The organism is Mesorhizobium sp. 128a (assembly GCF_053848025.1).
The window spans coordinates 36,452-60,028 of the sequence record NZ_JBSPKY010000007.1 but is presented as its reverse complement, the minus strand read 5'-3'; the positions used below and the strand labels follow the sequence as shown (position 1 = coordinate 60,028).

19 protein-coding genes are annotated in these 23,577 nt (G+C 59.5%); 15 read left to right on the top strand and 4 right to left on the bottom strand.

Annotated features, from left to right (window positions below; translation table 11 throughout):
* Positions 1 to 4: 4 nt before the first annotated feature.
* A complete protein-coding gene (locus ACWTU9_RS13905; RefSeq protein ID WP_455858758.1) occupies positions 5 to 1,525 on the bottom strand; it encodes a VapE domain-containing protein in 1,521 nt (506 codons plus the stop codon).
* 271 nt (positions 1,526 to 1,796) lie between these two features.
* Between ACWTU9_RS13905 and ACWTU9_RS13900 the strand changes: the two genes are divergently transcribed.
* From ACWTU9_RS13900 to ACWTU9_RS13885, 4 genes are all read left to right on the top strand, one after another.
* Positions 1,797 to 2,726, top strand: a complete 930-nt coding sequence (locus tag ACWTU9_RS13900) for an ArdC family protein (RefSeq protein ID WP_455858757.1) — start codon at positions 1,797 to 1,799, stop codon at positions 2,724 to 2,726.
* Between the two features lie 164 nt (positions 2,727 to 2,890).
* Positions 2,891 to 3,235, top strand: a complete 345-nt coding sequence (locus ACWTU9_RS13895) for a hypothetical protein (protein ID WP_455858756.1) — start codon at positions 2,891 to 2,893, stop codon at positions 3,233 to 3,235.
* 104 nt (positions 3,236 to 3,339) lie between these two features.
* Positions 3,340 to 4,260, top strand: coding sequence for a non-homologous end-joining DNA ligase (gene ligD, locus ACWTU9_RS13890; protein ID WP_455858755.1), 921 nt, complete (start codon positions 3,340 to 3,342; stop codon positions 4,258 to 4,260).
* A 262-nt stretch (positions 4,261 to 4,522) separates the two neighbouring features.
* The gene (locus tag ACWTU9_RS13885) at positions 4,523 to 5,728 is read left to right on the top strand and encodes a PGN_0703 family putative restriction endonuclease (protein WP_455858754.1); all 1,206 of its coding nucleotides are present in this window, start codon (positions 4,523 to 4,525) and stop codon (positions 5,726 to 5,728) included.
* On the opposite strand, the gene ACWTU9_RS13880 is transcribed toward ACWTU9_RS13885, so the two are convergent.
* Positions 5,696 to 5,962, bottom strand: coding sequence for a helix-turn-helix domain-containing protein (locus ACWTU9_RS13880; RefSeq protein ID WP_455858910.1), 267 nt, complete (start codon positions 5,960 to 5,962; stop codon positions 5,696 to 5,698). The two genes, ACWTU9_RS13885 and ACWTU9_RS13880, sit on opposite strands and share 33 nt — an antisense overlap.
* A gap of 84 nt (positions 5,963 to 6,046) precedes the next feature.
* Between ACWTU9_RS13880 and ACWTU9_RS13875 the strand changes: the two genes are divergently transcribed.
* The 11 genes from ACWTU9_RS13875 (at position 6,047) to ACWTU9_RS13825 (ending at position 18,657) form a co-directional block, all read left to right on the top strand.
* Entirely contained in the window at positions 6,047 to 7,252 is a 1,206-nt protein-coding gene (locus ACWTU9_RS13875; RefSeq protein WP_455858753.1) for a hypothetical protein, read from the top strand.
* A gap of 331 nt (positions 7,253 to 7,583) precedes the next feature.
* A complete protein-coding gene (locus ACWTU9_RS13870) occupies positions 7,584 to 8,933 on the top strand; it encodes a DUF3560 domain-containing protein (protein ID WP_455858752.1) in 1,350 nt (449 codons plus the stop codon).
* Entirely contained in the window at positions 8,930 to 9,532 is a 603-nt protein-coding gene (locus ACWTU9_RS13865; protein ID WP_455858751.1) for a methyltransferase type 11, read from the top strand. Before ACWTU9_RS13870 ends, ACWTU9_RS13865 begins: the two co-directional genes overlap by 4 nt.
* Before the next feature lie 197 nt (positions 9,533 to 9,729).
* Positions 9,730 to 10,158: a hypothetical protein gene (locus ACWTU9_RS13860; protein ID WP_455858750.1), complete on the top strand. Its 429-nt coding sequence runs from the start codon at positions 9,730 to 9,732 to the stop codon at positions 10,156 to 10,158.
* Positions 10,159 to 10,619: 461 nt separating this feature from the next.
* Positions 10,620 to 12,305 carry an SIR2 family protein gene (locus ACWTU9_RS13855; protein ID WP_455858749.1) on the top strand — a complete coding sequence of 562 codons (1,686 nt, stop codon included), beginning with the start codon at positions 10,620 to 10,622 and terminating at the stop codon, positions 12,303 to 12,305.
* Positions 12,302 to 12,889, top strand: a complete 588-nt coding sequence (locus ACWTU9_RS13850) for a hypothetical protein (RefSeq protein WP_455858748.1) — start codon at positions 12,302 to 12,304, stop codon at positions 12,887 to 12,889. The genes ACWTU9_RS13855 and ACWTU9_RS13850 overlap by 4 nt, the downstream gene beginning before the upstream one ends.
* Entirely contained in the window at positions 12,886 to 15,324 is a 2,439-nt protein-coding gene (locus tag ACWTU9_RS13845; protein ID WP_455858747.1) for an AAA family ATPase, read from the top strand. The genes ACWTU9_RS13850 and ACWTU9_RS13845 overlap by 4 nt, the downstream gene beginning before the upstream one ends.
* Before the next feature lie 78 nt (positions 15,325 to 15,402).
* Positions 15,403 to 15,537, top strand: a complete 135-nt coding sequence (locus ACWTU9_RS13840) for a hypothetical protein (RefSeq protein WP_455858746.1) — start codon at positions 15,403 to 15,405, stop codon at positions 15,535 to 15,537.
* A gap of 345 nt (positions 15,538 to 15,882) precedes the next feature.
* Entirely contained in the window at positions 15,883 to 16,680 is a 798-nt protein-coding gene (locus ACWTU9_RS13835; RefSeq protein ID WP_455858745.1) for a sce7726 family protein, read from the top strand.
* Positions 16,681 to 16,687: 7 nt separating this feature from the next.
* Positions 16,688 to 17,629 (top strand): sce7725 family protein, encoded by a 942-nt coding sequence (locus tag ACWTU9_RS13830; RefSeq protein ID WP_455858744.1) that lies wholly within the window; start codon positions 16,688 to 16,690, stop codon positions 17,627 to 17,629.
* A gap of 5 nt (positions 17,630 to 17,634) precedes the next feature.
* Positions 17,635 to 18,657 carry an RES family NAD+ phosphorylase gene (locus ACWTU9_RS13825; protein ID WP_455858743.1) on the top strand — a complete coding sequence of 341 codons (1,023 nt, stop codon included), beginning with the start codon at positions 17,635 to 17,637 and terminating at the stop codon, positions 18,655 to 18,657.
* Between the two features lie 136 nt (positions 18,658 to 18,793).
* Here ACWTU9_RS13825 and ACWTU9_RS13820 read toward each other — a convergent pair whose 3' ends face one another.
* Together ACWTU9_RS13820 and ACWTU9_RS13815 are read right to left on the bottom strand one after the other, a co-directional pair.
* On the bottom strand, positions 18,794 to 22,264 hold the full coding sequence (locus ACWTU9_RS13820) for an AAA family ATPase (protein WP_455858742.1): 3,471 nt from the start codon (positions 22,262 to 22,264) through the stop codon (positions 18,794 to 18,796).
* Positions 22,261 to 23,520 carry a metallophosphoesterase family protein gene (locus ACWTU9_RS13815; protein ID WP_455858741.1) on the bottom strand — a complete coding sequence of 420 codons (1,260 nt, stop codon included), beginning with the start codon at positions 23,518 to 23,520 and terminating at the stop codon, positions 22,261 to 22,263. The genes ACWTU9_RS13820 and ACWTU9_RS13815 overlap by 4 nt, the downstream gene beginning before the upstream one ends.
* Positions 23,521 to 23,577 lie beyond the last annotated feature (57 nt).

The following is a 23,577-nucleotide window of genomic DNA, read 5'->3' as shown; positions in this document are numbered from 1 at the left end:
GCGATCACCCCAATTGATCAACTTTACCGGCATCTAGGCCTCGATGTTGCAGTTCCGGTTGCGACGGTGGTGAAGGTGGTGAAGGTGGTGAAGGTGGTGAAGGTGGTGAAGGTGGTGAAGGTGGTGAAGGTGGTGAAGGTGACGTTGTTGATCCGTCCGGGTCAACCGTGCGGCTCTTGAATACGTATATGGAGCACTTGTTGTTCGTTGTCCGTCCTTCGAAGGGGACATCTGGATCTCCGCAGTTCGTCAAGACCTCCTGAGAAAACTTCTGAGCACTAATGTCATGTCCGGTCTGCTTAATGTAAAGCTCGTGCAAGGGACCGGCCTTTGCACCAGCTCTATAGACGATGCCGCGGATTTCTTTCGAATTGATGTCTAGCCTTTTTAGCCATGACACGACGCGGCTCTCGGGAACAAACGAGCCTTGATGCCGGTGTAGCTGCGCAAGCACCGCTTTGATCGGCGCAGGGTCCAATTCTGATACCGAGCGCCACAGCAAATCGTAGTCGAGTGATTTTACGATCTTCCAGACCCGCTCATCACCACCCTTCTCGACGCAGCCGTTGCGAAATGGCAGCATCGCAAAACGACGGCTTCCAGTTTCGTCGCGAACTAGATGTTGAATGGGTTTGTTGGCCGTCCCAATGAATGTAGAGCGGACAAGGTGGCGCGCAGTGAACGATGTATGGAGGGCCCTGTTCGTTGCTACCTCCAACGTCATCAGTGATTTGAGGACGGCCAGCAACCGTGCCTCGAGCTCCTGCATGTCATCCACTACAACCGCAGGGAAACTGAATATTTGGCCGGCGCGCGTATCGGCGATATCGGTCAAAAATGCGAATGCCGCGAGCTCGCGAAGTGGTCCGACAAAATCCTTCACAAACGTCGATTTTCCGGATCCTTGGAGCGAACTCCAGATAATCGGCATCAAGTGGTGCTGGATGGGCCTTCCAAGCGCTTTCATCTTCACCTGCCAGATAAAGTGCTGAACTATGGCGACGCTCAAATTCGAATCCATTTCGAACAGCATCCCGACATCTGCCCATTGCGCTCGCGCTCTTGCAATCTCATCGACGTTCAGTTCGCGCTGGATAAGAGGCCCAAGCACCGTTAGCCGCCTCGCGCCCTTTTCACGCTTCACTATTTGTCGACAAGCGGTCGCAATCATTGATCTTTTGAAGGGGTGACCCTCTCGCTTGGCGAACAAGACCATTTGGTCGACCAAATCCGCAGTCGTTGCCTCCTCTTTCGCCAGTACTTCAGCAATAGTTTCTGGGCGCCTTGCGCCCGCCTGTCGATCACTCTTTGCAATCGAGCCATCGTAGAGAATTTCGAGACCATGATAGCGCAAGTACTGCGTCACCCATACGATGGGATCATTCTCATCGATGGATGGCGGTGGAGCTACGGAACTCCCCCCTGATTCCAGCGCCGGTAATGAGTTGACGGTTTCAGCCGAGGCGGGCACATCGGGTTCACAGACCCGCATATCAGGCGGCGGCAATTTCGTGTTTTCGTCCATACAGACCAATTGTTGAGGACGTTAATTCGTTGCCTTAGTGGCAATTAACAAACTCAATAATATACGTAATTTTTCCCGTATTTACCGTTTCGCCGGTGGGGTCGACGCGATGGCAAGCCCTCGATTTTGGAACGGGGATGTATATACTCGAGCCCTCAAACATCGCCACGATAGACCGGCCGGGGTCTTCGATTGGCTACAAGCGACCGATCAGGCAACACGCGCAACGCACGACTGAACCTACTGACGTCAAACGTTGGAGGTTTCGGCCATGGTCGGCGGCTTATATCGTCAGGTCACAGATGCAGTGCTGGCACAGATCGCGCACACTAATGGTGGTGACTGGATCTGCCCATGGCATGGATCAAAGGGCGGTTTACCCATCAACGGCACAACCGGCCATCGCTATCGCGGCATCAATATTCTGAACCTCTGGTGCGCCGCCGCGACGCTGGGCTTCGCCGATCACAGATGGGCCACTTACCGACAGTGGCAAGCTCAGGGCGCGCAAGTGCGAAAGGGCGAAAAGGGAAGCCTCGTTCTCTTTTACAAGGAAATCGAACCCGCAGGTGTAGTAAGCGTGGACCAAGACCGCGCCGCCGAACGCCGCTACGTTTTGCGCTCGTCGGTCGTTTTTAACAGCGATCAGGTCGACGGAGTGAAACATGAAGCGGAACCAACCCTTGCTAGTCGCTGGATTACCGAAGACTTCGACGAATTCGTCGGAAAAACACGGGCCGCTATTCGCTTTGGAGGCACGCAAGCCTTCTACAGCCCTTCGTCGGATGAAATTTGTCTGCCAGAGAAAAGTCGCTTCAAAGATCCCGAGGGATATATGGCCACCTTGGGGCACGAGCTCGTGCATTGGACCGGCGCGAAAACGCGATTGTCGCGCGACCTCTCCTCCCGATTTGGCAAACGGTCCTATGCCGCCGAAGAACTCATTGCGGAACTGGGATCAGCGTTTTTGCTGGCCGGACTTGGCCAGGCCATTGTACCGCATCAAAACCATGCCTCATACATCGCCAGCTGGTTGCCGCTCCTGCGCGAGGACCCGCGCGCTATCTTTGTCGCCGCGGCGCAAGCCTCTCGGGCCGTCGATTGGCTCTTTGAGATCACATCTGCATCTACCGGCGACGACGAGGACGCCAGCGTCTTGGACAATCGGGTAGGCAACGCTCTCTTTGAACCTGCCGTTTAATCCGCCGGGTCGATCACCTGCAGTAGTGGGGCGGCCGAGAGGGCCAAAACTGAACCACATCGCAGGGATGGTGCTTGCGCAACACCATTGGGTCAACGGTGACACGTTCTGCCCAAATTGATCCGCAAGCGCCCTGTCGTACGCGCTGGATATGAGGAGCGGCAATGACCGAGAACGTGAAATCCTATTCAGTGCTCATAGCGTGGTCCGATAGCGACCTCGAGCAAGGCGACTATGCCGCGACCGTGAGGGCCCCGAATGCCGATGCCGCCGAGGCCTTGGTGCGCGCTTTGATGGCCGATAGCGTCTCGGACGACAAAAAAACAGGCGGTTTTGGTCGCCTGATCGAATGCTCCGAAGGTGCCATCTGGCATGCTGCCGACCTCGAGAAGGCACTGCGTGCGTTAAAGGCAGTTGCCGTGTGGGATGCCGACAGCGACCGCACCGCGTTCGACGCCGCTATGGCGTTCGCGGATAACGTACTGGCGGATATCGACAGGGCCTACTGAACACACGCGGCCCCGGAGCCATTTCCCTCAAACCGGGCGACCCGCGAAGCTGGCAATACCCAGCGTTGACGGTTGAACACCTAAAAATACATAAGGGGTGTCCGATGGATTTCACGCCATGCCAACTGGCGGTCTCTGCAAGCGTTCTCCCATCCGACGCAAATTGGGTTTTCGAGCCAAAATACGATGGCTACCGCTGCCAACTCGTGGTGCGGGCGGGCAAGTTGCAGCTTTTTACACGTAACGGTCTTGATTGGACGCACCGTTTAGGTCGTTCGCTGCCCGCCGAAGTAAGCGCCGATCATCATTTCGCTTTCGACGGCGAGATCTGCGCCCTTGATAGGAGTGGCCGGCCGGATTTCGGCCTGCTTTGCGAAGCTCTCTCAGACCGCAGCATTCCTTTGTCGTTTTTTGCTTTCGATCTTATCGCGGTTCAAGGCGTCAGCCTCACCGCCCTGCCATTCCTCACTAGAAAGCAGCGGCTGCGCGAAGTCATTTCCGAATTGGGCGTCAAAAATATCAACTTCGTCGCACATACAGCCGATGGCATCAAGCTGTCCGAGGCTCTGCGACAAGCGCGTTGGGAGGGCGTAATGGCGAAGGATGCCCACGCCCTTTATCTGCCAGGCGCTCGATCGCCGGCCTGGCGTAAAATAAAGTTCACTCAGCGCCAGGAGTTCATCGTTGCTGGCTGGCGACCAGATCCTGCCACTGGTGACGTCAAGTCGATCGTCTTGGCCACACTGGACGGTGGGACGATGAAGCTTCGTGGAAGCGTGGGAAGCGGATTTTCTTCGTCGGAACGCAACCGACTGGCCGCCCTTTTTTCGAAATTGGCTCAACCTTTTGAACCCACCAACAGGAAGTCCAGGCGCGACGGCATCATTCTGTTGCGGCCCGAACTGGTCGCCGAGGTCGAGTTCTTGGAATTCAGTTCGAAAGGGTGTGTTCGTGGCCCAAGCTTCATTGGGCTGCGCGAGGATAAGCGGGCGGCCGACGTTTGCCGTGAAACGTGGACCGATTAAGAGTCCCGCCGCCTATCGCTCGCCCCCTCGCCCATCATGAGATGCGAAACCGAGTGGTCAAACGCCATTATTATTACCTCTAGAAGAGGGCGATGATCAACATCATCATCACACCACCAGGAACAGGAACAGGAATTTCCCGACAAACCGACAAAACAACCCCATGACTACGAAATATTTCTAACCTGACTTTCTGCTATCGCATCTGGAAATCGCTGGACCCCATCATTGAACCTCTCAGTGTAACTGACAGGAGCCATTGATGGACAACGCACTGACCCTTACCAGAGCCGACAATGCCACAGCCGCCGCCGGCACCGACCGCTCACGCTCGGTATTCGAACGGCCCCTCATATACGCGCCCCTCATTCCCGAATTCGTTTTGCGGGCCAGCAATACCTTCATCGCGACTGATGCTCGGTTCGGTGCCGCGGCCCGGCTGCTCAGCGCACTTTGGCGTGAGGAACAGAAAATCCCCATTGGAGCCGTCATCGCCGGGACGAGAGGCGACACACGACGGATCAAGCTCGGTTCCCGCATATCAGGGCCGGCCGCGCGGGTCGGCGCCAACTTCATGACCAACGACGTCACGGCACTCGCCAAGGCCGAGCTCTTATTCCGAGAACCTGGATCCGTCTGGAATGAGGAGCGACTTTGGACAAACCTTTTGTCCTCACAATGCCTGACCATCAACCTGTGGGCACCCCTGGCCTTCGACCTAGATCTTGCCACCGCGGTCTGGAGCAAGCTCTTGCCCGGCTTCGTCCAAACCGTCACTCGCATCAGGTTTGAACACAGCCCCGGCCGCTTCCAGGAAACCTATTTCGGCGATGGAACAGCATTCGACGTGCTGGTCGATATCGTCACACCAGACGGCGAACCAGGCTTCGTCGCTGTTGAGATCAAGTACGTCGAGGAAATGTTGGCGCCCCCTGCCCGTCACAGAGACCGCTATGACGAGACGACCCGGGAGTGCGGACTGTTCATCGATCCGGAGGACACAATCCTTACACGTGCTGGCTTTGAACAGCTTCGCCGCGAACACGTGATGGCTCAGTTGATGGTCGATAACGGCTTGGCTTCACGCGGCAAGTTCATCACGATCGTACCGCGCCTGAATCGACGCGCCGTCGCATCGAACGCCCTATACGCGGCCGAACTACACGACGCCACGGGCGACCAGCCACATGATGATGGACGTGAGCGCGTCGGCTTCCAGGCGTTCACGCTTGAGACTGTGGTGCGAGCGATCGCAGACCATGGTGCGGCCGAGTACGCGTCAGCCCTCTGGGGCCGATATTGCGATTTTCATCGGGTTGTTCGCCACGTAATGGAATCGCTGGTAGCGACCCCTTCGGGTAGCGCGTTCGACGCTGGCAAATCTCACAGTCCACGCGCCACAGCGGCGAAGGCACCGGTTGCGCCCAAAAAGCGCTCAAATCCTTCTAGCGCGGCGACCGCTTCGTAACGGCTTGGGTGGCTCTTCGCCAGGCTCTGGCTGCCTAAGAAGGTCCGCCAAGTCGACATCCAACGTATGGGCGAGGCGGTCCAAAACGTCGAGCGATGGATTTTCAGTCTGTCGCTCGATGCCGCCCAAATAGGCTCGATCGATCTCAGTATCCGCCGCGAGCCTGTCCTGGGACATGCCTTGAGCGACGCGTATCCGTCGCAAATTCCAAGCCAGAAGCGCCCTTCCCTTCATGGCAGCAAAGACGCAGCTTGCCGCCATTCAAACCAGTGGCTATAGCCATCCTATTTCCTTTTCATCGTCTTCAGAGGACGGATCATGAGACTTGGGCGAAAGCATTGTCACGCGGCAGGCACGGTTATCCAAAGCGTCCTGAAAATGACCGTTTGCGCTGGCCTTACGGGTGCGGTGCTGTTCGCTATTCAGCCCGCCGTCGCTTCATCGGCACGAGAATTGATCTATGTCTCCGATCCCGCCTCTTCGCCCAGTTACCAACTAGTGCAGAGCGACGAGAACGCGCTTCCTGCACAACAAGTCGTGCCAGGCGTTTCACCTGTATTTCTTGGGAAGCTCTCAGCAATCACCGAAAGCGCTTCGACCTCAGATAAAAAGCTTTCCGACATTGACTCGCTGGTGCGCTCTTACGGTTGGCCCTCGATCCCACCAGCCGTCGCGCAGGTTGTCGCCGCGGCCCGCATCAACATATTGGCCCAAAAAACGAAACCAGCAGATCTGGTCATCGGCGGGATCCCCTGTGACCACCTCACGGTCGACTTTAACAGCAGGCAGCAATGGTATTCCGGAGGGAAGCCATTCGGGATCCCTTTCGAACAATGGACCGTTAGCTCTTTCAACGCACTGAAGGCCCGGATATCCGAATGCGGAAACCCTGATCGTCAGGGTCTGATCAACTATCTTGAATACTCGGTGGGACAGCCGATGGCCGAGCGAGAGACGGAGGCGGTTCGTACAAAGGAACTCTTAGATGAACTGGCCACAATCGTACGGGATCAGAAAAATCCGACGCAAAGACTGGTAGCTATCGACGACTTCCTAGGGCGCCTCAAATGGGCAGCTCCACCCAAGGTAGAGCAAGAGATAGAGCGAGCCAAGGCCGTGGCACAGGTTGAGGAGCGAGCTGCGGAATCCGCTCAATACCAAGCTACAAGGCAACAAGAAGAAGCGAACAGAAAAGCCAACGCCGGCGAGGACCAGGAGAGCGAAGAGCTGGCGATTTTCACGCAATTCTCGGCAAGATACTACATAGCAAACTATTGCGCGGAACACGACGCCTTTTTCACTGCGGAGGAGATCGAACGCCTAACGGCGGAACTCCGGTCGACATTCGCATCCATGCATTTGTCCCAACAGAAGAAGGATGCGGCGTGGAACAATGTCCAGGCCGCGGCACCGGCGCAGCTTGCAGGCATCACCGAGGAAGAGTGCGCATCCGAGAAGCGATCCTACGCACTGATTTGGCCCCAGGTTTTTGCGCCGTCCAGCCCTGCCGAGAACCCGTTCTAGTTCGGCAGATGTAAGGGCGAAGCCCAAAGCATTCATGTCGAGCGGCAAAGAGTGGCGTTCGAACTCTTCCAAGACGACCCAGACGTTAGCGTCGTCAATTCCCCGCCGTGCCGCTCCCATCATGTCGTACGAGAATGGCTCCTGAGCGAGAGTAGTTCGGCTCCGCGCAACATTGCCGTCTGGAACGCCGTAAAGACCAGCATACCCCGAACGAAAATTGATTGTGGCTGAGCAGCCCCGCATCACTGGACCGATGCATGGTCCGCAGCTGCTTTGGCTCGTGTCGGCGTCCCGCCGGGACGCCTTCCAACTCGTGGGGGACGATTCGCAAATGAAGATCACCGCAAGTTACAGCCCGGAGGACAACAAACTTCGACTTTACGCCTCCACCCGCCTGGATAGCGAGACGTATCAACGTGTCAGGGATGCCGGCTTCGTGTGGGCGCCTAAGCAGGAACTCTTCGTCGCCCCCAAGTGGTCGCCTTCGCGAGAGGATCTAGCAATCGAACTGGCCGGTGAGATCGAGCCCGAGGAGATGACGCTCGCAGAGAGAGCGGCGGCCAAAGCGGATCGGCTCGACGAACTCGCAAACAAGCGCCACCGCCAGGCGAACGCATTCCAGCGCGCAGCGCAAAATCTCTCCGAGGCCTTCGCTTTCGGACAACCGATCCTGGTCGGTCATCATTCCGAGCGAAAAGCGCGAAAGACCCAGGTGCGCATGCAATCTGCCATGACCAACGCCAACAAGGCCGAGAAGTCGGCGAATTACTGGCTCTACCGCGCCGAAGGCGTCCAACTGCATGCAAACTACAAAAACGATCCCCGCGTGCGCGCAAACCGCATCAAGACTTTGCTTGCAGACCTGCATGACATGCAGCGCGAGATCAACCACGCCCACCTCTCGCTCGCGATGTGGGAGAAGATCACCCAGGACGAAGCCATCAAGATCGCGATTGGTCGCAGCATACCCACGGGTCAACTCGCGCCATGGGATCTGTGGGGCAAAGTCGAGAAAGGTGACGTGTCGCCGCAGGAGGCGCGGCAACAGTGCATTGACGCAGCGAAACGATCGATCACCAGCGACAAGCGGCGCCGTTACATCGAACACACCCTCAACCGGCTCAGCTACGAACGTGAATTGCTCGGGCCGGTTCGTCGATACGAAGGCGAACTTACACCGATGATCCTACAAGCGTTCGCACGCGAGCACGGCGCGCACAAACCGCAGGCGCGCGCGATCGACGCCGAGACCTTCATAATCGAAAGCAAAGCCGCCCTACCCCTCCACCTCGCTAACGACACTGAACTTTCATTGTCCGCCGAGGAATGGCGTAACCTGATGCAGTCCGCTGGCTACGAGGTCCCTACCGAAAAGGACGCGCTACCGCCGATCCTGAACCTGAAGGCAAAAGCGCTCCAGTCGCGGCATCGCTACCACCGCGATCAGGTGCAGACCTTTCCCGTGGTCGAGATGACCAAGTCTCAGTACGCCCGGTTTCATCTTGAACAGCGCGGAACTCGGCGTTCACTCTGTGGCGGTTTTCGCTTCCGCATTTGTATCAACCCGAACCATGAACCGCGCCACCTTGCGCCCTTCGTGGCCGTCTTTTTCACCGACGCGAAGGCCCATGCGCTGCCCGACAGCGTTGCAATTCTCGCAAACTCGGATGACGCACAATGAAGCGCGGCGTCTACGCCCGCCCCGACAAGCCGATGCGGATTCCTATCAAACGCCGCGACGGCTTCAGCAAGCTCGAACCCGTCCAGGTCGTCGAACCCGTGATCGTCGACAAGTTCACCGAATGCCACGTTACCCCCGACGATGTGGCAGCGCGGATGGTTGCATATCTAGGGCCGCTGGGCGATTTCCTCACGCTAGAGCCAAGTGCCGGTACCGGCCAGCTCACGAAGGCGTTGCTCGCCTCTGGCCACAGTCGGCATGAACTCACGCAGGTCGAACGACACAACAAGCTCGCGAGCGGGCTGCATGAATTTGGCCCTGTCATAAACCGGTGCTTTCTTGAGTGGGCCGACGAGGTCACAGGACGCGTCGAATACCCGCGCATCATCATGAACCCGCCCTTCAGCGAGGTCCATAAACACCTTGCGGCCGCCCTGTCGCTTCTGGGCCGTGGCGGCCACAAGCATCCCGCGGTGCTTGTTGCGTTGGTGCCAATTACGTTCGATCACCCGCAAGCTGAGACCCTCGAAATCCTCCCCGCAGATACTTTCGCCACAGCTCGGGTCCGTACCAAGATCATCAGGGTGTCGAACGCATAGCTACGATACCGACGTCATGAGCCACGGGACTGAGCTTCAACATCGAACCGCACCTTGCAGCGTCGCTTACGGACTCGCCCCGTTTAGAGCTTTTGCGGTCCGAAAATCCAGGACGGGGGCAAGCGCGTCACAGATCGCTGAACATTCGCTATGCCAAAATCGCTCCACCACTTGGCGCCGAATAAGGTGCTGAACCCGTGTTCCAGACGCTAAATTATAGCACTTCCCTCTATCACTCTCTCAAAGATCCCATCAGTCAATCCACCACCATCTCTTTCTCTCACCTTCCATCCGAGAAACCATTACTCAACCAGCAATGGAGCAGAATATTGGGAGACACACTTCACCGGCCCGATGACACGATGGAGATGAAGTTCGCCATCGAGCATCTCGTTGCTAACGGCCATAGAATAGCAAGGAAATCTGCCTACCAACTCAAGGTGGGTCCCTATAATTTCTATCCCACAACGGGCAGAATTACCAAGGACGGCGGACCACCTATCCAAGAGAGGGGCATTGAGCAATTTAGCGACCTACTTCCAAAAACCAGGGCTCAACCAAATTCCTCGGCTTCACTTATTGAAGATCTCAAAATGCTCACGATAACGGAGTTTATTGAAGACTAGGGCGATCCGGTTCGAAAGCTCATTAACAGGTCCCTCGCGCGGGGCGCTCGTCGCATTTGCGGGTTGCTCCAGATCAAGCGTTTCAGCGCGGATCCCAAGCTAACGGCAGCTGAGGGCTGCTTGTTGCTCGCATCGGAAAGGCGGATATGGGGGCGTAAGCGGACTATCCGCATGTGGGGGACTTCAAACGGGAAGCGGACAGATCGCCGATGAGAGCCCGAGGCCGGAACTGCCTAAGTCGGGCTTTCTCGAAGGGTTTCAATGCGATATCCGACCCGCGACACAGACAGATATCGACCTCCAATCGTCTATCTCCACTGTGAAGAGTACCAAGCACATGAGCTGGCGCTGTACTCGTTGCATTGACGAACCGCCAAGCGCTGTTCGCGACCCGAATATTCTTCAAAATATTGGTGGAAACAGTCGCTCGGTCACGCTAGGCGTAGTGTGGAGGGGGCACCTTGCCGACAGCGTCAACTATTAAGATCGCGGAAACGCTCGACTTGCTCGACGGTCCGCACAAGAGCTTTTCCGCGGGCTTCCAGGCCGGGCAGTACGCCCTCTGGTTGGGATCTGGCATTTCGCGGGATCGCGTGGTCGGGCTGGACGGTGTGCTGTCCAAGCTACTCGAGAAACTGCGTCTCCGCATCACCGGCGCCGACTGCGAGCACCATCGCGCGTTCGACAGTATCCTCGGTCTTGCCGACCTGTCTGCTGCCGAGAGAGCGCAGGTCGATCTCGCGCAGCCAGTTGGGTCATGGCCGATCCACGGTGCACTCATTGACCGGCTCTGGAACAAGTACTCGAAGGTGCTGGGCACTGAGGTTCAGGGCCGGCCCTTCGACTACCTGCTGTGGGACGTCCTCGAGTTCGCTACGACATTTGCCGTGCAGAAGGCCGACGCCGAACACCTGGCGATCGCCATGTTGGTTCTCGAAGGCGTGGTGTCAGATCTTGCCACGGCCAACTGGGACGGGCTGCTGGAAGCGGCAATGGTTGAACTCGGTCGGCCGAACGAGACATTTCGCGTCGCTGTCACCGGGGGCGACCTGCACGGACCGCTGGGGATCGGGACGTTGTACAAGTTCCACGGCTGCGCGAACCGGGCAATAGCTAACGAAGCCGAGTATCGACAGCTGCTCGTAGCGAGGGAAGCAGCCATCACGCATTGGGCGCAGAACCAGCGCTTCACACAGATGCGGGAGCAGCTCAGGGCACTGATTGCTCGTTCAAGAACGCTGATGATCGGCCTCTCCGGGCAGGACACCAACATCCAGCAGCTGTTCGGGGCGAATGGTTGGGTCTGGAATTCCGTCCCAGCGCCGATAGTGTTTGCGGCCCAGGAGCTCTCCGAGGGACAGAAATCTATCCTTGAGGGTGCATACCAGGGCGACTATGAGGCTAACCGAGACAAGATCCGAACGGATGCCACCTTGCCTGCCTTCGGAAAACCACTGTTGCTGGCGCTGCTGCTGAGAACGATGTTCGGCAAGCTTGCCGCCCTCGCTGGCCTGCTGACGTCGCCAGCCGTAGGTGCTGCGGGCAAGCAGAGCCTCGTCGAGGGTCTGAAAGCGCTCGAACGTGCCGCGGCGCAGGCCGGGAACGCCAACCGGTACGAGTGCGCCCGGACGATTGCCGCGTTGATGGGCCGGGTCACCGAGCAGTTTCTCGGGGGGCCGGGTAGCGCCGGCCGCCGCCCCTACATGCCGCTGAGTGCGCAGCCGGCGCATCTGATGCAGCAAGACCCAGCGGTAGGGTTCTCCGGCAGGCCGGAAGCCGCTGCCGCACTGGGGCTGATCGGCCAGGGAGTTATCGCGAACCAGTGGTCGGTTGCGGTCGACGATCCGGAGCAGCCGACGAGCGGGGCGCTGCGACTTGTCGCTCCGGTGGCCCAGGCCCGCGTGTTTTTCGCCGCCAATGACGACAACATCAACCAGCTCGTCGCGTCGGGGGCGTTCGACGAGGTGAACGACGACGTCGTCGTCATCTGCTCGCGCAAGGTCACGCCCCGGCAGCAGCGAAGCCCTTCCAAGTCCTGGCGGACAGGCAAGGCGCCGCCGCGCTATGTTAGCGTCAGCGACCTGCTCGAGGGCTCGGCATCGTTTGACGAGGTCCAGGGCAGGTTCAACTCCGAGGTCGGGCTATGACGACAGCGGAAACGGTCTTTGAAATCCTGACGAAGGAGGGTGGCTACCGGCCGCTCGGCAAATCGATCAGGATCGGTTCGCAGGCTTTCGATTTCACCTATGTGCTGGTGGCCGGCGAAAAGGCCAACGACCTTGTGATCGTGATCGAACTCACCGGCGCGTCTGAAGACATACAGGTTACGCGGTCGGTTCTCGCCTTTACTCGTGCGCTCGATGTGCTGGGCTCGAAGCGATCGGTAACCGCCGTTCTGACCTCCGGTCAGGCGGACAACGACCTGGTGAACTCGATCAGTCGCGTCTGCCGCGTGCTGCCGGTCGGCGCACCGACCGGGCCGATGGCGGAAGAAATGGTGCGGGACTGGCTGGCCGTGCTGCTGCCGCTGAAGAGCCCGCCGCCGGTCGAGCACCTGGCCGACTGGAAGGCCAACCTCGAAAAGCACCTTGACCACACCGATGACGAGCCGGCTGTCGTCCGGTTCGTGCAGCTGGCCGAAAGGGGCAAGGAGGCGGTGGAGGCGGCACTCGCCCTCGATATCTCGACGCTTGCCGACAAGGTGCTCGAGGACGGAGCGCCGCAGTCATGAAACCGCGTTTGAAGTCGCTCTCGATCCAGAATTTCCGTTCCATGCGCGGATCGGTGGTCATTCCGCTCGATGCGCAGGTGGTGCTGGTTCACGGCAGCAACGGCATGGGGAAGACCAGCGTGATGTCGGCCATCGAACTTGGTCTTACCGGCTCTATCGCTCATCTCGAAGACCAGTCGAAGTACCACGACTTCCTCACCCATATCGACACGGCGGGTGGTTCAATCCAGCTCGCCGTCGAAGGGATGAATGGCCGTTCGACCGGGGCTGGCCAGGTCACGTTCGCTCCGGGTTCGTTCGACGCCACGCCGGCGCTCAACGCGGTCGATGCCGGTTTCTTTGCTGAGCGGTGCTACCTGCCGCAGGCAGTGCTAGGTCGCCTGCTGGACATCTACGACCAAAAGAAAACCACGAACTCGCGGCTGACGGAGTTCGTGAAGGAGTTGCTGCGCCTTGATGCGCTCGACGCCCTGGTGGACGGCCTCGACCATGCGTTCAACGTCACCCGGATACGGAAGCTTGCTCCGGTCTACAAGCAGCTCGAAGAGGCTCGTGATCTGCTCGACCAGCAACTCCAGCGTGAACGGTCGAGCGTCGAGATCGCCCGGCAGGCGACAACGCAGCGCATCTCCCGTCTCAACGAACTGCTTAACGTTCTGGACCCCGCCGCAGTGCCGGTCGGTGCCGGTTTCGATGTCGCCGCACTGCGGGCCCGGGTTGGAGACCGAGACAGGGACCAGGCCGAACTCGCCAGCGTCACCCAGCAGGGCTCGGAGGTGAGCTCGTTGTTGAGCCGTCTCGAGCAGACCTCGCCAGGAAGTCCCGACGCCGAAATCGCGGCGCTGGAGCGAGATGCTGCCACCATCGGGTCCGAGTACGAGACGTGGCTGAACGGCCCTGGAGCGCAGATAACCCAGGCGCTGGACGTCCTCAGAGAGTTTCATTCCGAGCTTTCGCCACTCGATGGCGCCAGCGTCGAGGATCAGGTCCGCGATGCTCTGAGATGGTGCGTCGTCGAGGTCGATCGCTGGCAGCGGTTGCTGGACCAGCACGGCGCGGCGAGCCAGCAGCTGACGGCGGCGAGAACGACAATCCAGAGGGCGACGACGCGTATTGGTGAGATCAACCAGGCGCTCGAAGCGGGCGCTAAGGATGCCCGGACCCTCGCCGCTGCCCTTGCGGGAATCGCACCGCATGTCGAAGGGGACATGTGCCCGGTCTGCAACCGCGACTACGGCGAGCTCGATAATGGCTCCCTGACCGCACACATTGCGGCCACCATAGCGAACCTCACGTCGGAGGCAGGGCGCCTGCAGGCGCTCTCGACGGAGCGAGCATCGGAGAGCGAGCGGCTGACGACGGCGCGGCGGGATGAAGCAACAGCCGAGCGGCTAGTGCTGCAGCCCGAGGCGCTCGTCGATCTGCGCCGGCGCCAGTCCGCGATCGCGTCGATCAGGTCGAGGCTTGAACCGTTGCAGGGGGATGCCGCTGACGGGCAGAGCCTCTTCGTGCGCCTCGACGGTGCTCGCCGGAGCCTCGCCGCCACGAGACGGGCAGGGCTGCAGTCGGCGTCCCTGCTTCCCGAAATTAATGATGCGGTGGAACGGTCAACCGGCCAGCCGACGACGAACTTTTCGAGCCTGCGAGAGGCCCTCGATGCGGCTACCGGAGCGCTGTCGGGCCGTCTCAGAGCTGTCCAGGCGACACTTTCGTCGCGCGTCTCGGTCGAGACCGAACTCGACCAGTATGCCCGCGAGGCACAGTTGCTGTCGGACCGCAGGGCGCGGGCAATCGAGCTGGAAAGGCGCGTTGCGACGGTGAAGGGGGCCTTTTCGTCGATTGGTGAGGTGCGGGAGCGGGCGAAGACCATCGCGACCGCGGCAACCCATGTCCGTTCGGGGATCGTCCGCGACGTTTTCAGCGGGTCGCTTAACAAGGTCTGGCGAGACCTGTTCGTCCGGCTTGCTCCGAACGAGCAGTTCGTTCCGCAATTCCGGCTTCCCGATAAGGGGGATGGCAAGGTGGAGGCTGTGCTGGAGACGTTTCATAGGTCAGGGCAGTCCTCCGGCCCTCCCGGCGCCATGCTCAGCCAGGGCAATTTGAACACCGCAGCTCTGACCCTGTTCCTTGCGCTTAACCTGTCGGTACCGTCGCAGCTGCCATGGTTGGTGCTCGACGACCCCGTGCAGTCGATGGATGACGTTCACATCGCTCAGTTTGCCGCTCTGTTGCGAACGTTTTCGAAGGGTCTCGGCAAGCAAGTGGTGATCGCGGTGCACGAGCGTGCGCTGTTCGAATATCTGACGCTTGAATTAAGCCCAGCCTTTGCTGGCGACAGTTTGATTACCGTGGAGATCAGTCGCAATTTCGCCGGCGACGCCGTTGCGGATCCTCACTTCTACGCGTTTGAGGACGATAAGGCTGTCGCTGCCTGAGATAACTCGGCCTATCTGCGCAGGTCTGCGTGGCAGCGGGTTAACGGATCTGGCCGATGCCAAAAGTCGGCACCTTGGATGATCCGGGCAAGATTTGTCGATTATCTCGAAGGGCAAACGACAAGGGAAGCCGAGAGCCGCTACGGGCAATGGGTGCCGCCCGGCTTCGCCGGCCATGTGGACAATTATGCCGTCGGTAGCGGCGAGCAGTAGATGGCCCCGCACCGCGCCAACATCAGCGATTTTCACACCGACCGGTGGCGTGAACGCCTGCTTCGGGGAACTCGCCGGAGCTCCGTAAATGTCTGAGATAGGCGCAAGGCCGCCGCACGCTGGCTACAGCGCCTTTCGTTGGGGCGGTCGCCAGCCATTCACGTCGATGTTGCAACGCCGATTCCATGCCCGAGCGTTTTGCGCTAGAAGAGCCCGCGTAGGCGCAACGCGATCTACGATTCTTGTGGGGGAAGGAAAATCTACAGCGCAGCGCAACTTTCTGTTTTGACCCGGCTATTCTCCGCAAGCGTTTTCCGCGAAATGGCGAGGACTGGCCGATCTGGCTTGTTCCGTCGGCTGCTAGAGCAGACCGAACTGCTTGCGCACACGGGCAGGCCCCAGACGGTCGGCGACATCTTCGACACCGCGTTCGAGATTCTAAAGGTCGCAGGGCATCGCGACGAGTACATCTATCGTGCAGCGATTAGTCACAAAGTGCTCTTGGGCACGCACTCGCTACGCACTGCCTCCATGCTCACCGAGTTCCGGGCTGGTAGCTGCAAGGCTGACTTGGTCATCCTGAATGGCACAGCGACCGTCTATGAAATCAAGTCCGAGCGGGATACGCTGATCCGACTCGCCAATCAGGTGGACAATTACAAGCGCGTCTTCGCCAAAGTTAACGTGATCGCGAGCGAAGGCCATGTCCAAGGCGTTCTGGCCACGGTACCGGACGATGTCGGCGTAATGTGCCTGTCGAAGCGCTTTCAAATCACAACCGTGCGCGACGCCATCAACTGCCCAGCGCGAATCTGCCCGGTCACCGTCTTTGAATCGCTGCGCACGGGCGAGGCTGCTACGATCCTAAAGGCGATGGGCGGGCCCGTGCCAAAGGTGCCGAACACGCTGCGGCACGCGGCGATGCGCGATCTCTTCGTCGCGCTCGACCCGGCGAAGCTGCATGTCGAGATGGTCCGGACACTCAAACGGACGCGAAATCTCGCCCCGCTTGGCGAACTCATCAACCATCTGCCGGCGTCTTTGCAGGCCGCCGCCCTGTCGATGTCGGTGCGGCGCGTCGACCATACGCGATTGGTCGAAGCCGTCGCGACGCCGTTGCAAGCGGCCATGACCTGGAACTGACAAGCCCATGTATCACCCATATTTTCGCGGCAAGCAGTTCGAACTTCTGACAATTCGGGAGTCCGCTAAGCTGATGGCAGAGCGGCAATTTGTGGCAGTCATCGAGCCCGTGAAAGAGTCACTGGGCGGCCTCGAAAAGGCGCTAAAGGCAATCTGCGATGCCGAGGGGCAGGCGATTGTTATCGTGAACCCCTATCATGGCGACCATCAGGAAAAAGGAACCGGCATTTCGCAGCTTCTACAACAGGGCATGTTCGGCGGCGCGATCTCGGCAGGCATTCTCCTGCGCGGCAACCTAAACCTCGCCGAGGCAGTCACATGTCACCAAGCCCATCTCGACCACAATCCAACCTTCATCCACGCTGGGTTCACCGATCAGAAAGGCCTTGCCGGATACCTGCACAATACGATGCCACAGACCCAGCACGTTTTCATCGAGGACCACGCCAATACCCTGTACCGCAAGCACTTCGAGGGCAGCAACCGCATCCTAATTCGCGACGGCTTCAAACGGCGCAAGAACGCCGAGTTCGCCAAGATCCCGCTCGAGGAATTCTCCGAGCTCCATCTCACCTTTCAGAGTGATCTCGGAATGAACGGCTTCGGCGATTTCCTGACGGTCGGCGACGTCTATTCCGAAGGTGGCGGCCCCGCCTATGCCGTGGCGATTCACCTGACCTTCACAGACCCCGATGCCGACGAGGTCATGTACATCTATCACTTCGTCTCGACCACGAACGATACGCCGACCGACCCCGCAGGCAAGTTCGGCCAAGCACTGCAGAAGCTCATCCTCAGGCTCAACTCCGGAACATCAAAGCTTCTAGAAACGAGCGCGATCAAGGAGTTTCGCGACCTCCACGCTAAAGGTCATTTTCCGGGCCTCGGCTATGCCAAAAAGCTCTCGATGAAGCACCATATCGAGACGCTCGCCGATTATCTTGGCTGAGTCCCATGCCACAACGGTTCTGCTGCCCGGAGTGCTTTGACGATCGCGGTCTGCGCGATCAGCTCTTCCCGTCGCTCGACCCGGGCCGTGGCACCTGCGATTTCTGCGGGACCGCTAACACCCAGCTCCTCGAGCCAGGCAAGCTCGCCAATTATTTCGAACTGATGGCCAACGTCTACGAGCCGAGTGACGACGGGAAATCGCTCGTCGAATGGATGAAGGACGACTGGCAGCTCTTCGGCCATCCGCGCATGGACATCGCACACGCGAAGGACTTGCTCGGCGAAATCCTCAATGATGGTGAGATCGTGCGGCGAGGCTTCGTCCCCTCGGCGAGCTACATCAGCGAAGGCCTCGCGCAGTGGGATAAGCTACGCGACGAGATGATGTACGCCAATCGCTGGTTTCTCGACGTCGCGATCGATTTGGACCGTCTCCGCCAGCTGCTTGACTTGCTGCTGGCGGCGCCCTTGCCCCGGCAATGGTATCGCGCGCGAATTCGCACAGAGGATGAGGTCTTCCCGATTGAAAAGATGGGTGCACCGCCGAAGCGACGGTCGTCACATGGCCGGGCCAATCCGGCAGGCATCCCCTATCTCTATCTGGGTTCGTTTCCCGAAACGGCCGCGGCCGAGATTAGGCCCCATACCGGCGAGGTTGCTTGCGTTGCGGATTTCACCATTCCCGAGATCAAGGCTGTGGATCTGCGCAATCCGCGCAAGCTCGTATCGCCATTTATCCTGGCCGACGCAAGCGAGATCGGCCAGCTGCGTGCCGACTTGCCATTCCTCGAACGCCTAGGCGAGGAACTGACGCGGCCGGTGCAGCCGGCGGGCGCAGCGATCGACTATATTCCGAGTCAGTATCTGTGCGAGTTCATCAAAAAGAGCGGCTTCGATGGCGTAGTCTATCGCAGCTCGGTCAGTGATGGCATCAATCTTGCCCTATTCACTCCCACCCAGGCCATTGGGGGAACAGTGGCGCTTTATAACGTGTCCAAGGTGGCGGTCGAAGTGGCCGCCGTCTGATATTGGAACCCGCGCAGCAGCTTCCAGACCTGCGGCTGACTGTTGATTGTCCGCGATGAGGCGCAAAGCAGCCGTCTACCGTAGGTTAGAATGGTTGTCCGTCTGAATGCGCTCGTTCAAGCATGTGGCAGACGACCTATGCGAGGTGATGGATCCTCGTCCCCGGTACGACAACCTCAGCGATTTCACATAGGTGTTTGTGGTGCGTCAGGTAGATCACCTGACCCTTGTTCGCCATCTGCCCAAACAATCTAAAAACCTCCTCAGACCGAAAATGGTCGAAGGTTTCCATGATGTCGTCAGCGATGAAGGGTACCGAGGGTCGGAATTGCGCGAACTCGTAATAGCCGGCGAGCCTTAGGGCAAGGTACAGCTGAAATCGCGCACCCTTTGAAAGGGCCTCGGTGACCTTGGATTGTCCGTCACCCTGCACGGCGATCAGCACCTCGCTGCCTTTTGCGGGCTGGGTTGTCAGCCCCGAATACTGACCACGCGTCATTAGCTTGAATGCGTCTGATGCGCGCGCCATCATCCCGGAGCGATGGCTCTCACGGTAGATCCGCAAAGCGTTTCCAGCCGACATGATGCCAAGCTTCAGCTCTATGTAGCGGGTTGCCTTCTCCTCGATTTCCAACAGGGTTGTGCGCCGTTCGGCATCCAGGTGAGCGACCGCGCTGTCGCCGCCGATGGCGTCCAGCTTGTCGGCCGCGCGCGTTTGCCGGATCAACTGTTGCTGGATGATTTCGTCGAACTGACGAAGCCGCTGCTCGCCCTCAGCCTTCTCGACCGCGAGGGCGTCAAAATTGATCGCCTCCAGCATCGAGCGGGCCCGCTCGAATTCGTCGACCGCGAGCTCCGCCACTATCCGTTCCTCAAGTTCGGCGACGGAGGTGCGCAAGCCGTCGCGCTCACGCAGCAGTTCATCGCGTTCGACCACTTCGGACAGAGTGGCGACGCCAAAGACTGCCAGCACTTCGTTCTTGCCGCGTGCGTGCGCCGAAATCTCATTGTCGAGGATGTCGCGCGCTTCCTTCAGGCGCATCAGGTCGTTGCCGAGGCTTGCCTTTGTTTCGCGTGTCCGCTCGGCGCGCTCTAGGCGCTCTGCAAGGCGGATAGCCAACTGCTCCGGCTCGCCATCCTTCGTGGGCTCGTCGGCTTCAGCCGCAACGGCGATGACCTCGACCAGAAAATTGGCCCTGTCGGCCTCCATCTTGTCGATGCGCAGCTGCAGATCGTCCCGTTCCTGCAGGCTTCTTGACAGTTCGGCCAATTGATCGAGCACAGCGCCAACGCCTGACGCGGACAGACCGCTTTCGAGCCACGTACCCTTGAGCGCTTCGGTAATGCCGGCCAGCCATTCCTCCTCGCGCCGCTCCGCCACGCCTATCGCAACCCGTCGGGCAGCAAGATCGTCTTCTTTGGAGCTCACCATTCTGAGCGCCTCGGCATATTCGGCGTCTACCTTGCGCTGCCGCTCCAAAAACAGCTCCGCGATGGCCATGATTGCTTCGAGGGTGTCGCCGGGCTCTGATGCAATGCCGACGCTTTCCAGCGCCGCTCTCATGTCCAAGCGTATCTGCTCGCCGGCGTCAGTGGCTCGTTGCGCCTTCCTGCGGGCAAGTTCGATCTGCTCCCAGGCAGCGAGCGCATCGCTGCGCGCCTTTATCTGATCCTCGATCCTTTCGATCAGGCGCTCAGACGAAGTTTCCACGGCCCCTCCGAGCAGGTCGCTGGCGGCCGCGCGAATTTCCAACAATTGGGTATCTTCATCCTTGGCGAGGTGTGTGCGTTGGATGCCGTTGCGTGAGAGGTTGGCCGCGGCCTCGGTCAGGTCGCGAGTCGTTGCCCGGATCTCGGCCAGATCCGCCGCGCCGGCCAGCCGGCCTGCGCTGGCAACGTCATCGCGCGCCAACGCCACGGCGAAATCGTCAGCGGTGTCACCGGTCAGCTCTGCGCGGTGCGTTGCCCAAGCTTCATCGCGAACTCGGCGGATGGCGGTAGCCGCTTGATCGTCGACGATGCCGCCCGGAGCACGAAGGGCATCCAATCGTGCTGCGAGAATGGCATGGTTGCCCTCGTATTCGGCAAGGCGTTCGGCATGGACGGCCGAGTCCCTGGCCAGTTTCGATGCTACCGTCTTCCAGGCGGCAATCTGTCCGGCGCTCGGAACCGCGACGTTGGCGAGAGAAAGGGCATCTCCGTTCCATGGACGCAAGCGCGCTAGCGCCGCCCTCCATCGGATTGTTCCGGCATCTTCCGCCTCGCGAGCTGTCCTGATTTCTGCCTGGTGTCCGCTTGCTCGCGCCGTCGATAGAGCCGAGCCCAGCCTTGCCCTGGCAGGTTCGGGCACCGCCCTCTCCTCGCCGACCCGCTGCCTCGCCGCCTGCAGTGCATCGAGTGCTGCCGCGGCCTCGTCGCGAGCGGAGCGCAGCCCGGTAGCAATCCCTGACCTCTGCTCGACCATGGCGCGAACAACGCCAACGGTGACGGCAGGCAGGAGCAGTGCGGCAGGATCCGGCTCGGAAGATCGGCCCAAGGCGGCAAGGCAGTTTGCCACGGTGTTGTTGAGGATTTTCAGCTCCATCCTGCGGGTGGGCAGGTCAAAGCCAGCCGAGGTATGACGAACCTTGCTTTCCGCTAGCCCGCGAATGCGTTCGGAAATCGACAAGATCCGTTCGTCCTCATCGACCGCGGTGACTTTTGCCGTCAGGCGCTCGACCTCGTTGATGTTTGCGGACAGCCGCGTTCTGAGGCTAGCATCGTCATCGATTAGTTCGGTGACACTGCCTGTCCATGTGTGGGCTGGAGAGGCGGTGTCCGGCAGTTGATTCAGCCGGGCAATCTTGCGCCGGATATCCGCCAACATCGGCGCCGTCCTCACGTAGCGAGCAATGGTATCCAGCCTGGCCGTTAGGACCGCTCGGTCGCTGATGGTCCCGTCGTACTGCTGCGCTGCGTCGAGACGTTCGGCCTCCAGGCCCTCGTAGGTCGATGCAAGGGTGTCGATCGCATCTCTGCGCGATTTTACGTCAAGTAGGCGCTTCTTCAGCAGCGCCAGTTCCGTTCCATGCGCCTGCTTCCGATACAGCGCGTCTGCTTCGGCTTCGAGGGCGTTCAACGTATCACTTGCGTTCCCAAGACCGGCGCTGGCCGTGAACAGGAGCTTGCCGAGGTCGCCCCGCGACTCCAGGATCGACTTCCCGCCCGCTTCCAGAGTCTCGTCATCGAGTGAGAACATCGTCGTGTAGGCGTCACGCGACAGTCCGGCGAGATGCGCCGTGATCGCCACCTCGCTCACTGGTTGGCCCGTCGCGTTCAACAGCGAATTGCTGCGCTGTTTTGTCCGCGTGAACGTATGCTCGCTGCCGGCCAGTTCCAGCACCCCGCCTATGCGCATGGCACTGTACTCATGCAGGAAGTTGTAGCGGCTTCGCTCCTCGATGCCGAACAGCAAGTCTAAATAGGCCGATAGCGCGGTCGATTTGCCGGCCTCATTCAGGCCGAACACGATATGCAGGTCAGGTCCAGATTCCGGTTTGGGTCCGAAGTCGATCAAACCATCAGTGAACTTTCCATACCGAATGAGGTCGAGGCGCCGCAACCTCATGACGATCCACCGAACTTAAGTCGGGCAGTCACCAAGTCCGTACCCTTGGAAAGCACCTGATCGACGAACCGTTCCAGCCCGGCTTCGTCCTTTCCGGCAAAATCGCGTCCGTCGGCTGGAAGGTCGGCGACCACCTTTTGGACGAACGTCCTCGCCTCGGCGCGGAAGGCCTCCGAGGTAGCATCGGCGCGCATGGATTGCTCGAGTTCGAAAATCGGATCAGCAATATCTTCGGCGGGCTGCGTGCGAGGTGGCAGGAGGTCAAGCTCAAGCTTCTCGACCCACGTATGGCCTAGCTGTTCAGCAGCCTGTTCGGCCTCGGCAAGAAGGAGATCCTTGTCGCGGATGAGCGCCCACATCAATGGTGACATCCCTGTCAGGCCAATGCGGGCCACAGCATGGCGCGAGCGGACGGCGGCCCGCATCTCATCGAGTGCGTTGCGAACACCCGCAACAGCCTCGGTCCACTCCACTGCTCCGGTAAGGTCGACGCTGACCCTTTCGAATTGCGCAACGCTGGTCAGCCTTTCCTCGATCTCCACCGAACGGTCGTCGCGCACCGTCACCAGTGTGACTGATTTCTCGCCGGCCTCATTAATATCCCTCCCCTGTGGTATTCCTGGCATCACCACCGTGCTTGCGCCGGAATAGACTTGGCGAACATGAATGTGGCCAAGCCCCCAATAGTCAAAACCGTGGGCGTGCAGGTCGGCGATGCTACAGGGCGCGTAAACGTCGTGACCCGGCGATCCGGCTAGACTGGTATGCATGATGCCTATGTTGACGGCCCCTTCACGAGCCGCGGGATATTTAGTCAGTAAGCTATCCGGCGCCTTAGGGCTTGCAAAACTCAAACCATGGAAAACGACGTCCAGACCGCCGGCTGTCTGCAACACCGACTGAGCACGACCGCCAAAAATTGTAACGGTGTCGGGAAACACCAGCTGTTTGGAAATCCGCGACAGGGCGTCGTGATTGCCGCGGATCTTGAAAACTCTGACGCCGGTCTGATGCAGGCGCGTCATCTGCGCTGCCAGGAACCGCGCAGTTTTCATCGAGGTCTGATCGCCATCGTATAGGTCGCCAGCAATGACCAACGCGTCCGCACGTTCCTCAAGGCAGAGATCTACTATCGAAACGAATGCCTGGCGGCTGGCGTCGCCCACCAACCCGGCAAGATCGGGATTTCGCAACGCCAGCGAACGTAGCGGCGAGTCGAGATGAATATCGGCCGTGTGTACGAATCGAAATGCCATTCGGCCTCGCCAGGGAAAGAGGTGTTGCGATCGTCGACAGTCATTGCAACGAGGACG

What these genes read in the sequence shown, in the direction of transcription:
- ACWTU9_RS13905 (WP_455858758.1), bottom strand. Translation starts at nt 1,525, where the DNA reads ATGGACGAAAACACGAAATTGCCGCCGCCTGATATGCGGGTCTGTGAA.
- ACWTU9_RS13900 (WP_455858757.1), top strand. Translation starts at nt 1,797, where the DNA reads ATGGTCGGCGGCTTATATCGTCAGGTCACAGATGCAGTGCTGGCACAG.
- ACWTU9_RS13895 (WP_455858756.1), top strand. Translation starts at nt 2,891, where the DNA reads ATGACCGAGAACGTGAAATCCTATTCAGTGCTCATAGCGTGGTCCGAT.
- ligD (WP_455858755.1), top strand. Translation starts at nt 3,340, where the DNA reads ATGGATTTCACGCCATGCCAACTGGCGGTCTCTGCAAGCGTTCTCCCA.
- ACWTU9_RS13885 (WP_455858754.1), top strand. Translation starts at nt 4,523, where the DNA reads ATGGACAACGCACTGACCCTTACCAGAGCCGACAATGCCACAGCCGCC.
- ACWTU9_RS13880 (WP_455858910.1), bottom strand. Translation starts at nt 5,962, where the DNA reads ATGAAGGGAAGGGCGCTTCTGGCTTGGAATTTGCGACGGATACGCGTC.
- ACWTU9_RS13875 (WP_455858753.1), top strand. Translation starts at nt 6,047, where the DNA reads ATGAGACTTGGGCGAAAGCATTGTCACGCGGCAGGCACGGTTATCCAA.
- ACWTU9_RS13870 (WP_455858752.1), top strand. Translation starts at nt 7,584, where the DNA reads ATGAAGATCACCGCAAGTTACAGCCCGGAGGACAACAAACTTCGACTT.
- ACWTU9_RS13865 (WP_455858751.1), top strand. Translation starts at nt 8,930, where the DNA reads ATGAAGCGCGGCGTCTACGCCCGCCCCGACAAGCCGATGCGGATTCCT.
- ACWTU9_RS13850 (WP_455858748.1), top strand. Translation starts at nt 12,302, where the DNA reads ATGACGACAGCGGAAACGGTCTTTGAAATCCTGACGAAGGAGGGTGGC.
- ACWTU9_RS13845 (WP_455858747.1), top strand. Translation starts at nt 12,886, where the DNA reads ATGAAACCGCGTTTGAAGTCGCTCTCGATCCAGAATTTCCGTTCCATG.
- ACWTU9_RS13840 (WP_455858746.1), top strand. Translation starts at nt 15,403, where the DNA reads ATGATCCGGGCAAGATTTGTCGATTATCTCGAAGGGCAAACGACAAGG.
- ACWTU9_RS13830 (WP_455858744.1), top strand. Translation starts at nt 16,688, where the DNA reads ATGTATCACCCATATTTTCGCGGCAAGCAGTTCGAACTTCTGACAATT.
- ACWTU9_RS13825 (WP_455858743.1), top strand. Translation starts at nt 17,635, where the DNA reads ATGCCACAACGGTTCTGCTGCCCGGAGTGCTTTGACGATCGCGGTCTG.
- ACWTU9_RS13820 (WP_455858742.1), bottom strand. Translation starts at nt 22,264, where the DNA reads ATGAGGTTGCGGCGCCTCGACCTCATTCGGTATGGAAAGTTCACTGAT.
- ACWTU9_RS13815 (WP_455858741.1), bottom strand. Translation starts at nt 23,520, where the DNA reads ATGGCATTTCGATTCGTACACACGGCCGATATTCATCTCGACTCGCCG.